This is a genomic window from Candidatus Leptofilum sp. (assembly GCF_965223285.1).
In the GTDB taxonomy this organism is placed as follows: Bacteria; Chloroflexota; Anaerolineae; order Promineifilales; family Promineifilaceae; genus Leptofilum.
Genome location: NZ_OZ244997.1, coordinates 4,878,534 through 4,892,522, shown reverse-complemented (window position 1 = coordinate 4,892,522; position 13,989 = coordinate 4,878,534). Strand labels below are relative to the sequence as shown.

11 protein-coding genes are annotated in these 13,989 nt (G+C 51.8%); 7 read left to right on the top strand and 4 right to left on the bottom strand.

The features are described from left to right. Nucleotides 1-51: 51 nt before the first annotated feature. Together ACOQPU_RS22030 and ACOQPU_RS22025 are read right to left on the bottom strand one after the other, a co-directional pair. Nucleotides 52-414: a hypothetical protein gene (locus tag ACOQPU_RS22030; protein WP_420641992.1), complete on the bottom strand. Its 363-nt coding sequence runs from the start codon at nt 412-414 to the stop codon at nt 52-54. Nucleotides 415-587: 173 nt separating this feature from the next. Then, nucleotides 588-1,403 carry a biotin--[acetyl-CoA-carboxylase] ligase gene (locus ACOQPU_RS22025; protein WP_420641991.1) on the bottom strand — a complete coding sequence of 272 codons (816 nt, stop codon included), beginning with the start codon at nt 1,401-1,403 and terminating at the stop codon, nt 588-590. 353 nt (nt 1,404-1,756) lie between these two features. Between ACOQPU_RS22025 and ACOQPU_RS22020 the strand changes: the two genes are divergently transcribed. Then, a complete protein-coding gene (locus ACOQPU_RS22020) occupies nt 1,757-2,773 on the top strand; it encodes a 30S ribosomal protein S1 (RefSeq protein ID WP_420641990.1) in 1,017 nt (338 codons plus the stop codon). A gap of 96 nt (nt 2,774-2,869) precedes the next feature. Beyond that, complete coding sequence (locus ACOQPU_RS22015; protein ID WP_420641989.1) at nt 2,870-5,080, top strand: DNA translocase FtsK; 2,211 nt, start codon at nt 2,870-2,872, stop codon at nt 5,078-5,080. Between the two features lie 72 nt (nt 5,081-5,152). On the opposite strand, the gene ACOQPU_RS22010 is transcribed toward ACOQPU_RS22015, so the two are convergent. Further along, on the bottom strand, nt 5,153-6,091 hold the full coding sequence (locus ACOQPU_RS22010; RefSeq protein WP_420641988.1) for a hypothetical protein: 939 nt from the start codon (nt 6,089-6,091) through the stop codon (nt 5,153-5,155). 267 nt (nt 6,092-6,358) lie between these two features. Here ACOQPU_RS22010 and ACOQPU_RS22005 point away from each other — a divergent pair, with 267 nt between their 5' ends. The 4 genes from ACOQPU_RS22005 (at nt 6,359) to ACOQPU_RS21990 (ending at nt 10,772) form a co-directional block, all read left to right on the top strand. Then, nucleotides 6,359-6,910 (top strand): hypothetical protein, encoded by a 552-nt coding sequence (locus ACOQPU_RS22005; RefSeq protein ID WP_420641987.1) that lies wholly within the window; start codon nt 6,359-6,361, stop codon nt 6,908-6,910. Next, a complete protein-coding gene (locus tag ACOQPU_RS22000) occupies nt 6,907-8,526 on the top strand; it encodes a hypothetical protein (RefSeq protein ID WP_420641986.1) in 1,620 nt (539 codons plus the stop codon). The genes ACOQPU_RS22005 and ACOQPU_RS22000 overlap by 4 nt, the downstream gene beginning before the upstream one ends. A gap of 321 nt (nt 8,527-8,847) precedes the next feature. After that, nucleotides 8,848-9,933 carry a COX15/CtaA family protein gene (locus ACOQPU_RS21995; RefSeq protein WP_420641985.1) on the top strand — a complete coding sequence of 362 codons (1,086 nt, stop codon included), beginning with the start codon at nt 8,848-8,850 and terminating at the stop codon, nt 9,931-9,933. 44 nt (nt 9,934-9,977) lie between these two features. Further along, nucleotides 9,978-10,772 (top strand): DUF72 domain-containing protein, encoded by a 795-nt coding sequence (locus ACOQPU_RS21990; protein ID WP_420641984.1) that lies wholly within the window; start codon nt 9,978-9,980, stop codon nt 10,770-10,772. Nucleotides 10,773-10,906: 134 nt separating this feature from the next. On the opposite strand, the gene ACOQPU_RS21985 is transcribed toward ACOQPU_RS21990, so the two are convergent. Beyond that, the gene (locus tag ACOQPU_RS21985; RefSeq protein WP_420641983.1) at nt 10,907-12,379 is read right to left on the bottom strand and encodes an NADH-quinone oxidoreductase subunit N; all 1,473 of its coding nucleotides are present in this window, start codon (nt 12,377-12,379) and stop codon (nt 10,907-10,909) included. A gap of 208 nt (nt 12,380-12,587) precedes the next feature. On the opposite strand from ACOQPU_RS21985, the gene ACOQPU_RS21980 reads away from it, so the two are divergent. After that, entirely contained in the window at nt 12,588-13,985 is a 1,398-nt protein-coding gene (locus tag ACOQPU_RS21980) for an 8-oxoguanine deaminase (RefSeq protein WP_420641982.1), read from the top strand. Nucleotides 13,986-13,989: the final 4 nt, after the last annotated feature.

Here is a 13,989-nt window from a genome sequence, read left to right as displayed (position 1 = left end):
AAAACTGGGCGCGTTGCGCCCAGTTTTTTTATTCGGTGACAGTTTAAAAAATTAGCCGATATTGCCGGTGACGACCAGCAGGCCAAAAACGCCCATGACAATGTTGAGGAAGATTAGCAAGGCCAAAATGAGCCGCTGACCGGGGGTGAAATTGCGCCAAGCAAAGCCGCCGCCACCGCTGCTTTCTTCGCTGAAAAATTCATTATCGCTGGCTAAATCATCGTCCAACGATTCGCCACGGGCCGATTTGCGGCGAAGTTCCTCAAACTCATCATCCATATCGTCAATTGGTGGCAGATCATCTACCAATGATGAACCTTCATCATCCCCAAATAGATCATCCCGAAAAGCAGAAAAATCATCATCGAGATCGCTGTTCAAATCATCGTCAAAATCATCGCGAAAATCGGTCATGGTGGATTCCTCTCCTTCGGAAATAATTTTGCCACAGAGACCACAGAGATAAAAGAGAATTTATCAGCGCAATTTGCACCATCTGCAAAAAAGTTGTGTGGCTAGCCGAAGTCTTGCTCTATTGTAACCCAATTTTGGTGAAAAACGAGATTTTTAGTTGACAATAACTAAACTCAGCGCAAGGTTACATCGGCAGCGGCGATAGTGTGCAGTTGGCCTGTTTCATCGCGAACAAGCAGATGCCCGGCGGCGTCTGTGGCTTCAGCCATGCCGCTAAATTGCTTACTTGTTTGAGCTTGGGTTACAGTGACGGACTGACCTAATGTGATCAATTTTTCTTGCCAGCGAGCGTGTGGGGAACGGCCGTTGCCCACCTCATCATACAAATTCTCTACCCGCTGTAAAAAGGTGACGAGCAGAGGCAGTCGGGGTTGCTGCTGCCCGGTGGCCACCAGCAGGCTGGTGGCTGGCGTGGTGCCATCTGGCAATTGCGACGCAGGAATATTCACGTTGATGCCAATCCCTACAATGGCCCATTCCAAACGGCCGTCTGCACCAAAACCCCCTTCTTGCAAAATGCCGCCCGTCTTGTGCCACTGCCCAGCCTGCTGCACCATGATGTCATTGGGCCATTTCAGGCGCACGTCCAGGTCGGTATGGGCAGCAATCGCTTCGGTCGCTGCTACGCTGACCAGCATGGTGAGCCAGTTGGTTTGGGCAGCAGGCCAGTTGGGGCGAAACAGCATGGAGAGCAGCAGCGAACTGCCAGCGGGCGCGTCCCAACTGCGCGCCATACGGCCGCGTCCCTGTCGTTGGTAATCGGTCAGCATCACAAATCCTGCTGGCGGGTCGTGGGGCGAACCTTGTTGCACTCTTTGCTTGAGCAAATCATTAGTAGAGTCGACTTCTGGGAACACCTCGCAGGCTTGCCCTAGCCAGCGGGTTGAGAGTGCATTTGAAACGGCCGTTACCGACAATTCTGTCATCATTTCACCTCGTTGCTATCACGTTTTTCTGCGCTTAATTTGGATAAAAATCATATAAAATTTTGTTTGACATACAGCTATCTCACCCTATAATTGAGAAATCATTATGGCTCACATCGAAGCCTTCCACAAATATTGCAAACCACAGAAACTAACTTGAAAACCAGAGACCAATTTCTCTGTGGTTTGTTTAATTGTCATGACAACTGAAAAAACTTTCCTCCACCGTCCACCAAGAAATTCTCTTGTTTGCAACGGTATCATCCGGTAACATTGTATCACCTTAGTGATCGGCCAAATTCATTATTTGAAATGCTCAAACACTCTTGGCCAATTGCATAAATCCACAGAGAGTAATGGAAATGACCGCAAATGCCTTCCCACCAGAAATGTCCTCCCAATCACAATCTGACGATGCTTATTGGGCCTCCTTATTTGAGCAGGAGGAAGCCCTACTCCCCGCAGAAACTAAAGCGGAAACAGTGAAAAGCAATGGATGGGCTGGCTTGAACCAACAGTTAGACGGCCGTCTCCGGTGGGCAGAGGGTGAACACGGACATGAAGGAGACCCCTGGCGGCGTGCCCAACAAATTATGGATGCTGATCAGACCATGAACTTGCCGGTAACTGGCTACAACAAAGGCGGTTTGCTGGTACAGTGGCGCGGGCTACAAGGCTTTGTGCCTGCCTCTCAGCTCATTGATTTCCCCCAATTTCATCTGGAAAGCGAACGATTAAACGCCCTGAGAAGATGGCATTCCGAAGAGCTCACGTTAAAAATCATTGAACTGAACCGAGAAATGAATCGGCTCATTTTATCGGAGCGGGCCACGCTGGTAGAAGCAGATACCCGCGAACAGCTTTTTGAACGCATTGAGAAAGATCAGATTCATCATGGAACAGTAACCAATCTCACCAATTTTGGCGCATTTGTAGATTTGGGCGGCGTGGAAGGGCTGATTCACATTTCCGAACTTTCCTGGAGCCGCGTCATCCATCCCAGCGACATTTTGAAGCCTGACCAAACGGTTCAGGTAAAAGTGCTCAATGTGGATTCGGAAAACGGCCGTGTTGCTCTGAGCCTCAAACGCTTAAAAGAAAATCCCTGGCTCACCGTTGACCAGCGGTACAAACCAGGGCAGCTTATAGAAGGTACCATTAGCAACGTCGTTAGCTTCGGTGCCTTTGTGATGGTTGAAGATGAGTTGGAAGGCCTGATTCACATCTCACAGCTAGCCGAAGGCACGTTTTTGCATCCTCGGAATGTCGTGTCTAAGGGGCAAATTGTGGTTGCCCGCGTCTTAAAAGTAGATGGCAGCAACAAGCGGTTGGCACTTACCTTGCGTGGCCTCACGGCGGATGACGCCGAGTAGCCTGAGAAAACGCTTTTGTAAGGGTGATTAAGTAATCTAGCACCGGGTAATTACCCAGTTACCCAATTTTACTCAATTACCCAGTTACGTACTGGAATGGCACGATCAAAATCCTCTGGCCGCAAAAAGACCCCTGCGCCACCCCCACCCACTTGGGACGAACGCCTGATCAACAGCCTGATCCCCTGGCGCATTGAAATTGCAGGCATTGTCCTCTTCACCATCTCATTTCTCATCTTACTTGCTTTGCTCAGTTTGCCTAATGACGCTTGTCTCGGCGAAGAAGGTTCCTGGCTTTGCCTGTTTCGTACACTGTTCGGCTGGGGCATTTACCCGCTGTTGCTTTCCGCTTCGGCGGGAGGGCTGCACCTCACCTTGCGGCAGGTAGAAAAGCCATACCATATTCGCACGGCGCAGGTCATTGGGTTTGAGCTGGTGCTGCTGACGCTGCTGCCGCTCAGTTACCAGCTTACGGGTACCACCCCGCCAGAAGTGTATTTAGGCAAGGGTGGTGGCTTGGTGGGCTGGGCTTTGTCTGAACCGCTGCTGGATTTCTTAGGGGCCTTCCTGACCAACAGCTTCTATTTTCTCTTACTTGCTTACGGCATCAGCCTCATTTTGGGCTTTACTTGGGAAGATTTGCTGACAGGCTTGAACACAGCTTCCATCCGCTTGCGGCAGCTTTCGCAGGAGTTGGCACCGCCAGAGCAACCAGCAGCAATCCAACCAGATCGAGCCGTGCAACTGCCGCTGCCAGAGCAGCCGCCAGCCCCTAGCTATGACGACCTGCTCATTATTGATGACACGGCCGTTTACGCCGATCCAGCAGCCCAAAGACGTAGCAAACGCCTGCCCCCGCTCGATTTGCTGGAAGAGGGGCAGGATGTGGCCCTAACACCAGCCGAAATTGATGAAAAGAAAAAGATCATCGAAGAGACGCTGGCGCACTTTGGTCTGCCAGCTACCGTCACCCAAATTCAACGAGGCCCTGCCATTACTCAATTTGGCGTGGAGCCGGGCTACGTGGAGCGCACTGGCCCTGACGGAGAGCCGCGCCAGCAAAAGGTGCGTGTGAACCAGATTGCAGCCCTTCGCAAAGATTTGGCCCTGGCGTTGGCAGCCACCCGCCTGCGCATCCAGGCCCCAGTGCCAGGTCGGGGGATTGTGGGGATTGAGGTACCAAATTCGGAAACGGCCGTTGTCAGCCTGCGTTCCATCGTGGAATCACCGGAATATACCAAATACAACTCCAATTTGGCTGTGGCCCTGGGCAAGGATGTTTCCGGGGCACCCATCGCCATTGATCTGGCCAAGATGCCCCACCTGCTCATCGCCGGCACCACCGGCTCTGGCAAGTCCGTCTGCATCAATGCGCTTATTAGCTGCCTAGTGTTCAACAACACGCCAGACAAGCTCAACCTCATCATGATCGATCCCAAAAAGGTGGAGCTTATTCGCTTCAATGGACTGCCCCACCTCATCGGCCAAGTGGAGGTAGATGCAGACCGAGCCGTAGGCATGCTGCGCTGGCTCACAGCCGAAATGGATCGCCGCTACGAAATATTTGCCCAGGTGAATGCCCGCAACATCGGCGGCTACAATCGCAAAGTGGCGGGGGATAAAACACGCAAAAAGTTCCCCTACATCGCCGTTTTCATTGATGAGCTGGCTGATTTGATGCACATGTACCCTGGCGACGTGGAACGCACGCTCTGCCGCTTGGCACAAATGGCGCGGGCGACGGGGATTCATTTGGTGGTGGCTACGCAACGGCCGTCTACCGACGTCATTACCGGCCTCATCAAAGCCAACTTCCCGGCACGCCTCTCCTTTGCCGTCGCTTCCAATGTGGATTCTCGCGTTATTTTGGACACGACAGGTGCCGATCAACTGCTGGGCAAGGGCGACATGCTCTTCCTCTCCCCCGAAGCCAGCGCGCCCGCCCGTGTGCAAGGCGTCTTCCCCACCGACCTGGAAATTGAGCGCATTGTCAACTTCTGGCATGAAAACATCCCCGACGATTTTGAACCGATGCCCGCTCCCTGGGAAAGCCTCATCGCCAAATACGCCCTGCTGGACGAAACGGACAGCCTGCTAGAAGCCGCCATCGAGCTAGCCCAGAAAAACGACACCATCTCCGCCTCCTTCTTGCAGCGCAAGCTGCGCCTCGGCTACCCGCGCGCGGCCCGCCTCATGGAGCACCTCTACGAGATGGGTCTGGTCGAAGACCCCAAATCCGGCGGCAAAACCCGCCGCACCCTGGTCGATGAGGATGATGCTCCGCTGGATGATATTTTGGGGAATTAGGATCCTTGCAAATAACCTGATCGATACTACAAAACAATAGCTTTTTTCTTGCCTATTTAGGACCCTGGCGAGTTAATTGCTTTCAATAATTTGTACTCGCTTTTTAAGTAACTCATCTCGTTTGTTCTGAAAAACCTTTTTTTGATCTTCAAGGCTTAGCACTGCCTGCTTTATTTTTTGGCTTACATTCCTCGATCTCGCTAAAGAGTTAGAAATTTTTGATTGAACAACCCAATCAATGATCAATCCATCAAAAACAAAGTCAGCAAAAGACTCAAATTCGCCAATGTCAATATGCAGATCAACATATCTACCAACATCAGCTAATTCTCTTTTAAACTGGCTTATGCTTTTCTGAACATCATGAATGCCTTTACGGGCATCATCAACTCGGGAATGTTTTACAGCAGTACTAATTAACCCGCCGCCCAAGAGATCCCAGGCTCCCCAACTTTCTGCGCTTTGCAACGACTTTGTTACGCGATTAAATCTAAAAACAGCAACGTTACCAGCCGTTATAGCTTCGGAAATCTCTTTAATTTCTGATTCCAGCGCTGCGATTTGCTCCGTACACTTTATCAATTTGCGTGCAACTTCATTATTTGATTTCCGGAGAAGGTTTTCCTTTTCAGAAAGAAGTGATTTATACTCGGCTTCAACGTTATCTAATGTGCGTAATTGTTGTATTAAGCGATTTTGCTCTTCATCCAAAAAAACAATTTGCTGCTTTGTCTGTTGATGCAAAAGTTGAGCAGCGAGAAGTTCCTGACGTTCTTTCTCCAATTGTTGTTCGTGACTACCCAGCACCTGATAAAACAAAGTTTTTATACTTATGCTTTCTAACTCCTCTATGTCGTCTCTCTCTTGTTTCAGGCGAGTTTCTAGTGACGCCAGTCGAGCAGATTGTTCATGAATTTCCGTTTTTACGGCCTGCAAATCCTGCTCAAGTTTAATTTTAAGCCGTTTCTGTTCGATGTTCTTTGAAAGTCGAGCCCTAAATTCTTGTAGCATCTGTTGTTCCTCAAGGCCTCCCCATTAATTGGATGTCTTTTTCTTCATTTTCAGATTAGCAACGGCCGTATTCTAACATAGCTCATTCATATTTTTAAACCCCTATATTTTCCACAAAAATCTTTCCAACCCCCATATTTGGAACTTTTCTCATGATTCACCGTACTGCTCTGTGAACACCAAATTTGTTATTTCCAATTGCACACTTTTATGATCTTCTCGCCCACGGGCGGGAGATGGGCGTAGGATGGGTACACAGGAGACAGCATGACTCAGCAACAGCAGCCCCCCACGGTAGAGGAAACCCGTCAGAACACTCACACAAAAGCGCGGCGAATGCCTGATGTGGCCGCCGCCGAGCGCACCTTGAGCGACGTGAACAGTAGCGTCGCCGTGCTGCGTACCGAAGCAGATCGGGCGCGTGGCTTGTTTGGCTTTGGCCGCCGCATTTTGGTGCCCCCGGATGAAATTCACGTGGTGGTTGGAGACGGCCGTCACAGCCTCACCCTCTCCAACGAACGCAAGGTGTTTGGCCAATCCGCCGACCGCCCCGCCAAATATTGGCTCAACCCGATCACCCAGGTGATCAAGCTCAAAACAATCAGTTTCACCGTGCCCATTCATGGCGTCAATGATGCTGGCGTGGAAGCGTTAGATAGCAGCAAAGTGAGCTTCCGGCTGTGGGCGCATGCCGTTGCCAAGCTCAACCCGGACAAAGCCGAAATTGCCGCCCAGCGCGTCGGATTGGACACAAACGGGCTTGTTACACCATCACCAAAGTTGGCACGGCCGAATTGGTTGCCGCCGCTGCCACTATGAGTTTGGAAGAGATCATCGCCAACCGGCAGGAGTTGGCCGCCATCGCCTTCCCCAAGGTGAACCAGATTTTGTCTGAGCTAGGGTACGATTTGGCGCTGCTCACCATCACCAGCCTAGACGGTATTGCCTATGCGAAGCTCATCGAGCAAGCCGAATCCCGCATCTCTAAAGAGACGGGGATAGCAACCAACAAAGAGCAGCTAGCTGAGTTGAATGATATGCAGGCGCGTGAACAACAAGAAGCAGAAATCCGCGCCGAGACGGAGAAAAAGCTGGCCGCCGAGCGGCTAGACGCCCAGCGCGAGGTAGAGACGGCCACCATTAGCCAGCAAGAAGCGTTGGACGTGCGTCGGCATGAGATGCGCATTTTGCAGATTAGCCGTGAGAAAACGGCCGCAACCGCCGCCCATGACACTGAACTAGCCAAAGTGGAACTCAGCCAGCAGCTAGGCGAAGCTGAAGCTGAGAAGGCTGCCCATCTGGCCCAAATTGAAGCAGAACGGCAGGCCAAACTCCGGGCTATCCAGCAAAAGCGTGAGGCCGAGATTAACCTGGCCAAAACGGAAGCGGAAGCCACGCGACTGGCCGCAGCCCAAGCCAAAGAAATCAAACGGATGGCGGAACTGACTGAGGCTGAAGCATCTCGCCTGCGCCGGGAGGAGCTAGCTGAGGCAGAGCGCGTTCGCGAAATTGCCCTGGTGGAAGCCAACAAAGAAGCCGAGTCGCTTAAACTCGCCGCCGAAGCTGAATCCCGCGCCTTGCAGATCAAGGTGGATGTGGAAACGCAGTCTGAATTGGTACGTGCCGAAGCAGAAGCCACCGCCACGGAAAAGCGGGCCAAAGCCGCCAAAGTCCGTGCTGAAGCGACCAAAGCCGAGACGGCCGCTGCCGGTTTAGCTGAAGCGGAAGTTGAAGCCGCCCGCGTGCAGGTTGCCGAAAAGCAAGTCTCCGTGACTCGCGCCGAGGGGTTGGCCCAGGCTGAAGTGGCCAAAGCACAGGCGTTGGTAGAAATTGAGGCACAGGAGAAGCTCGCCTCGCTGTATGGTGAAGCACCCGTACTGGTAGACCTGGAGCGACTGCGTTTGCAGCTGACGCATCAGGAGCGCATCGCCACGATTCAGGCGGAAACATCGCTGAAGGCATTTGAAGCCATCGCCCCAAGCCTGAAGGTGCATATCTTTGGCAACGGTGGGCAAACAGGGCAAATTTTGGCCAACGTGATGGCCTTGTCGCATGGGTTGTCGCAGGTGGGCGAAGAGGTCCCTTTAGTTGGTCGCTTGCTGAACCCAGGCGAGAACGGAGCAGATGAGCCGCTGGTTTTGGTCAACTGGCTGCCCAAGCTGAGCCAATTTGGTCCGTACCTGCAACAAGCATTGGCAGACGTGAACCCACGGATGCTGTCTAGTCTTAAGGTGGCGGATGTAGTGGAGCGATTGGGGTCGGTCGTGGCTGGCGAGGAATCGCTGACGAGCGCACTGACCAGTCTAAAGGCTGATGCTTCGTTCCGCGTCATTGGCGAAATGCCTATTAACCCACTGCTTCGGCTATTGGGTATGGGTCAACATGAGGCAGAGGATGAGATTGCAATCATGGAAACCGAAGAAGCGGTCGCGTAACAAACCGGCGTAAGTAACAGTTCTACTGCAAGGAGTAATCATTCTCGAATGCGCTAAATTGCATTCAAAGATGGTTACTCCCCTTTTTTTCAGACCAGGTTCATTGGAAACGAGCCAATAAGTGTGGATGAAAACGGCCGTTCCCACCCCCAAAACAATTGTTGACATATATCATCCATATTTTCGCCGAATGTCATTTCGCCATTTTTCTAACCTGAATTCATTGTTGATCTTGGTATAATCAGCCTCGGAAGAGAACGTGATCGACCTCTCATTAAGAGGATTTTGATCAGAAAAGAAAACGATTTGCAGGAGCATCAAATGTCCGAACAAGATAATCAAAAAATTATTCGCTGGTTGTTTGTGGTGTGTGGCCTCATTATGGTGATGGTGGTGTTTGGCGGGTATGTCCGTCTGACACGCTCTGGCCTTTCTATTGTTGAGTGGAACCCAATTAGCGGCGTGATTCCGCCTATTGGACAAGAAGCGTGGGAAGCCGAGTTTGCCAAGTACCAACAAACGCCCGAAGGCATGTTCATTAATAACAACATGACGCTGGAGGGGTACAAAGAGATTTTTTACATCGAGTACCTGCACCGGCTGATTGCGCGCTTTGCCGGGCTGATCGTCGTGATTCCGCTGTTTTACTACATCTACAAGGGAATTATTCCCTGGCGGAAATCATTTGTGTATCTCTCCATCGGTGCCCTATTCGGATTCCAGGGCTTTTTAGGTTGGTATATGGTTAGTAGCGGCCTCGTTGAAAATCCGGCCGTCGATCATATCCGGCTTACCATCCATTTGCTCATGGCGCTTTTTTTGCTGGCCTTAACCATGTGGACGGCACTGCGTCATATGCAAAATTTCCCGCCTGTGATTAACAAAGGGCGTGGCTCGCTGCCTTACGTTTTATCGGCGTTGGTGCTCGTCATTTTAGTGATTCAAATTGCGTGGGGTGGCTTTGTAGCTGGCCTAAAGGCAGGCTGGATGTCGAACACGTTTCCGCTCATGGCCGGGCGTTGGATTCCCCCCAATTTGTTCACGCAGTTTGATTCGTGGTGGCAGAATCTGATTTCGGCACCGGTCACTGTTCATTTTGTACATCGTTGGTTTGCTTTTGTCGTGTTGGCTGCGGCGATTGGCCTGTATTTCATCACCAAGCGTCATGCGTATTCTGCCAATGTACACAAAGCAGTTATTGGTTTTCTGGGTCTTGTTGCCGTCCAGATTGCACTGGGCGTAAGCACAATTTGGTTTAGCGTGCCGTTGATTTTGGCACTTTCGCATCAGGCGGTTGGACTCCTGTTATTTGTAATTGCGGTGTACATTCGGTATGAGATTGTCCATACGCCTATCCCCGAACGAATTGTGGCGCAGCCAACGGCCGTTGCCCAAACGGGCGACTAAATTTTTAGAGATTGGAGACTGGAGATTAGTCTCCAATCTTTTTTATGGATTCTTCAACAAAATGGCATCTCGGCACGATGGGTTTTGGCTACAAGCAGTGGCTTGGCCCGTTTTACCCCGCGGGGATGGCTCCCAAGCATTTTTTGGCACATTACAGCACCCTGTTCGATGCAGTAGAAATTGACAGCACCTTCTATGGCACCCCGCGCCCACAAAGCGTGTTGCGCTGGCGGCAAGCTACCACAGACAACTTCACCTTTTGCCTGAAGACCCCCAAAGCCATTACCCATGAGGCACGCTTGACCGACGGGATTGAAGCGATGCAAACGTTTGTGGAAACGGCCGTTCTGCTACAAGAAAAGCTCGGCTGCATTCTCCTCCAGTTTGGCCCCGCTTTTACCTACGCCCAGGTGGAAGACCTGCTCCAATTTCTAAGCCATCTGCCCCAAGTTACGCGGTATGCCGTGGAGTTTCGTCATGATTCCTGGCTGCGGCCAGAGGTGGTGGAATTGCTACGGCCGTACAATATCTGCTTCACCGCTACTGACTACATCCACTTGCCCAAAACCATCACCCCTACCGCCGACTTTCTCTACCTGCGCTTTATTGGCCCACATGGGCAATACGCCACCAAAGATAAAGAGCTTGTGGACAAAACGGACGATTTGCAAGCGTGGCACGAAAAAATCAAGCCGCTGCTGTCGCAGTTCAAACATATCTTCGGCTTTTTCAACAACGATTATTCAGGCTTCTCGCCCAAGACGTGCAATCGGTTTAAAGAGATTGTGGGAGTGGCTGTGGAGGAGATACGGCCGTTGCAGCAAGGTCGCCTTTTCTAGAATTTTTTTGCAGCGAATTTTCACGAATTCGTGCGAAACCGGGTCAAACTTCGTGAAAATTCGCGTCATTCGTTGCAAAAAAAGCCGCTCGATGAGCGGCTTCATTTTTTCACTTTACATGCAATTTAAGCAGATTACCCACCAGCAACCAGTCTGGCTCCTAACAAAGCAGCTTCGCGGGTGATGGCAAACCAGACACCGGGGAAAAAGCCAAGAATGATAGTGGCAACGGCCGTAATCCCCACGACCAAACGCACACCGGGCATCGCCACAACTTCGCCATCCCCATCATGCATGTACATCAGGTAAACCACCCGCAGGTAGTAATAGCCAGACACCACGCTGGTAATCACGCCAATAATGGCTAACCAAACTAAATCCGCCTCAATCGCTGCCCGGAACACATAAAACTTGCCCGAAAAACCACCCGTCGGCGGCACGCCAGTAAGTGACAGCATAAAGTAAGCCATCGCCAAAGCCAGCCACGGGCTTCGTTTAGCCAGCCCCTTGTAATCATCCAGCATCGTGCCTTCGTTTTGCTTACGCTCCAGGGCAATCACCACGGCAAACGCGCCTAAATTAGTAAACAGGTAAGCAAACATATAAAATAGCGCCGAGCTAACGCCATTGCTACTGTTTATGCCCGCCGCCACCGCAATCATGATGTAGCCTGCGTGGGCGATGCTGGAATAGGCCAGCATCCGCTTGATGTTTGCCTGCGAAATGGCAACCACATTCCCCAAGATGAGCGTCAGTGCGGCAACCATGGCCGCTGCCCCCACCCAAGTGTCGCCCAGGTCTGGCAAGGCGGTTACAAAGATACGCAGCATGGCGGCAAACCCGCCCACTTTGGCACCCACAGACATGAACGCAGTCACCGCCGTTGGCGCGCCTTCATACACGTCTGGCGTCCACATATGGAAGGGAACGGCCGCAACCTTAAACGCAAACCCCACCAACAAGAATGCCGACCCAGCCAAACCGAGCGCGCCGCCCTCACCTATCGTTGCTAATACTTCAGGTAACGATGTGGAGCCAGTTGCACCATACACCAAGGCAATGCCAAACACCAAAATGCTAGAGGAGAATGCACCCAGCAAGAAATATTTCATGGCCGACTCTTCAGAATCGCTACGAGGCCAAGCAATGCCAGACATGATATAAAGCGGAATTGAGAGCACTTCCAGAGCCAGGAAAATCAGGATGAGGTCGTTGGCCATGCCCATCAACATCATGCCGCTGATGGAGAAGAGCATTAGCATATAAAATTCAGGGCGATCCAGCTTATGTTTACGCAAATAGCCCGCAGAAACCAAAATGGAGAGCAAACCAGTCAGAATAAATGTGATGTTGAGGAAAGTAGCAAAATTATCTACCAGCAGCATCGGGTGGCCGCCTTCCGGGATGAAGGTGCCACCGCTTTCTCCCCACAGCGACAAGGTTGGCACCAAAGCAACCAGCAACCCAACAGCCGCCAGCCAGGGTGCCCAACTACGATTCTCTTCGGAAACAAAGAGATCGATAATCATTAATAAAACGCCCCACCCGGCAACAATAATTATCGGGGCGGCAATTGGAAAATCAATTGTCGGGATTTGAAACTCCATAGCGTGTGAAGACCCTTCCTGTTTCTTTTTACAGCCTAAAAATTGATGCCTTAAGCTGTAACAATTTTCACGATCATACCACATTTACCTGATAAAACTACTGTAACGCAGCCGCTGAAAAGGTGTTATTTATGGGTGTCTGCTTTTCTGTGAAGATCGTTTACAATTCAACAAAATTGCCAAACCCACTGAACTTTTGGAGGTCAAAATGGAGACTTTGTTGGTGAAAAACACGGCCGTTCTCGTCACGATGGACGACGAGCGACGCGAAATTATTAACGGAGGGCTGTTTGTGCGTGGCAACGTTATAGAGCAAGTTGGCCCCACCAACCAGCTACCCAAAACGGCCGATACCGTCCTTGACTTGCGCGGCCACATCGTACTGCCTGGGCTGGTCAACACACATCACCACCTGTATCAAAGCCTCACCCGCGTGCTAGCCCAAGACAACAATTTGTTCGATTGGCTAACTACCCTTTACCCCATTTGGGCCAACCTATCAGATGAAGCAATTTACATCAGCACCATTACCGGGTTGGCAGAATTAGCCCTCTCAGGCTGCACCACCAGCAGCGACCATCTCTACATTTTCCCCAATGACTGCACGCTAGACAGCCAAATTCGCGCCGCCCAAGAGATTGGCGTCCGCTTCCATGCGGCGCGCGGCTCTATGTCGCTAGGCGAAAGCGATGGTGGTTTACCACCCGATCGCGTTACCGAAGATGAAGCATTCATTCTCAAAGACAGCCAGCGTCTCATCGAGACCTACCACAACGCCAATCGCCACGCCATGATGCGGGTGGTGTTGGCTCCTTGCTCTCCCTTCTCCGTCACACCTGATCTCATGCGGGAATCGGCCAACATGGCCCGCACCTACGGCGTGCGCCTGCACACCCACCTGGCCGAAACTTTAGAGGAAGAGGAATTTTGTCTGGAAACCTTTGGACAGCGGCCAGTGCCTTATGTGGAATCGCTGGGCTGGACGGGCGATGATGTGTGGCACGCGCACTGCGTCCACATGAGCCAGCCAGAGATTGATCTGTTTGGCAAGACACAAACCGGTGTGGCACATTGCCCCAGCAGCAACATGCGGCTGGCCAGCGGCATTGCCCCGGTGCTTGCCTGGCGAGACGCAGGTGTGCCGGTTGGCCTGGGGGTGGATGGCTCGGCATCTAATGACGGTGGCCATCTACTCACCGAGGCGCGGCAAGCCATGCTGCTACAGCGCGTTGCCCCAGACCGATATCTAAGCGAGACACCGGGCGGGCGAGGCGGCTTTGGCGGGCGTCCAGACGCGATGTCGGCGCGGCATGCGTTGGAAATTGGCACGCGGGGTGGTGCGGCCGTTTTAGGGCGTGATGACATTGGTTACCTGGCACCCGGCATGAGTGCCGACTTCATTGCCCTGAATCTAAACCAGGTGGCGTTTGCCGGGGCGTGGCATGATCCGGTAGCGGCCGTTTTGCTTTGCCAACCACCCTCTGTTGATTATTCAGTCATCAATGGGAAAATTGTGGTCAAAGAGGGTCAGCTTACCACTGTTGATCTCATGCCCCACTTGGAAAAGCACAACGCCATTGCGTCCAAGATGATTCGGAATGAGTAGCCAC

Coding starts and splice junctions, on each gene's coding strand:
- ACOQPU_RS22030 (WP_420641992.1), bottom strand. CDS start 414: ATGACCGATTTTCGCGATGATTTTGACGATGATTTGAACAGCGATCTC.
- ACOQPU_RS22025 (WP_420641991.1), bottom strand. CDS start 1,403: ATGATGACAGAATTGTCGGTAACGGCCGTTTCAAATGCACTCTCAACC.
- ACOQPU_RS22020 (WP_420641990.1), top strand. CDS start 1,757: ATGGAAATGACCGCAAATGCCTTCCCACCAGAAATGTCCTCCCAATCA.
- ACOQPU_RS22015 (WP_420641989.1), top strand. CDS start 2,870: ATGGCACGATCAAAATCCTCTGGCCGCAAAAAGACCCCTGCGCCACCC.
- ACOQPU_RS22010 (WP_420641988.1), bottom strand. CDS start 6,091: ATGCTACAAGAATTTAGGGCTCGACTTTCAAAGAACATCGAACAGAAA.
- ACOQPU_RS22005 (WP_420641987.1), top strand. CDS start 6,359: ATGACTCAGCAACAGCAGCCCCCCACGGTAGAGGAAACCCGTCAGAAC.
- ACOQPU_RS22000 (WP_420641986.1), top strand. CDS start 6,907: ATGAGTTTGGAAGAGATCATCGCCAACCGGCAGGAGTTGGCCGCCATC.
- ACOQPU_RS21995 (WP_420641985.1), top strand. CDS start 8,848: ATGTCCGAACAAGATAATCAAAAAATTATTCGCTGGTTGTTTGTGGTG.
- ACOQPU_RS21990 (WP_420641984.1), top strand. CDS start 9,978: ATGGATTCTTCAACAAAATGGCATCTCGGCACGATGGGTTTTGGCTAC.
- ACOQPU_RS21985 (WP_420641983.1), bottom strand. CDS start 12,379: ATGGAGTTTCAAATCCCGACAATTGATTTTCCAATTGCCGCCCCGATA.
- ACOQPU_RS21980 (WP_420641982.1), top strand. CDS start 12,588: ATGGAGACTTTGTTGGTGAAAAACACGGCCGTTCTCGTCACGATGGAC.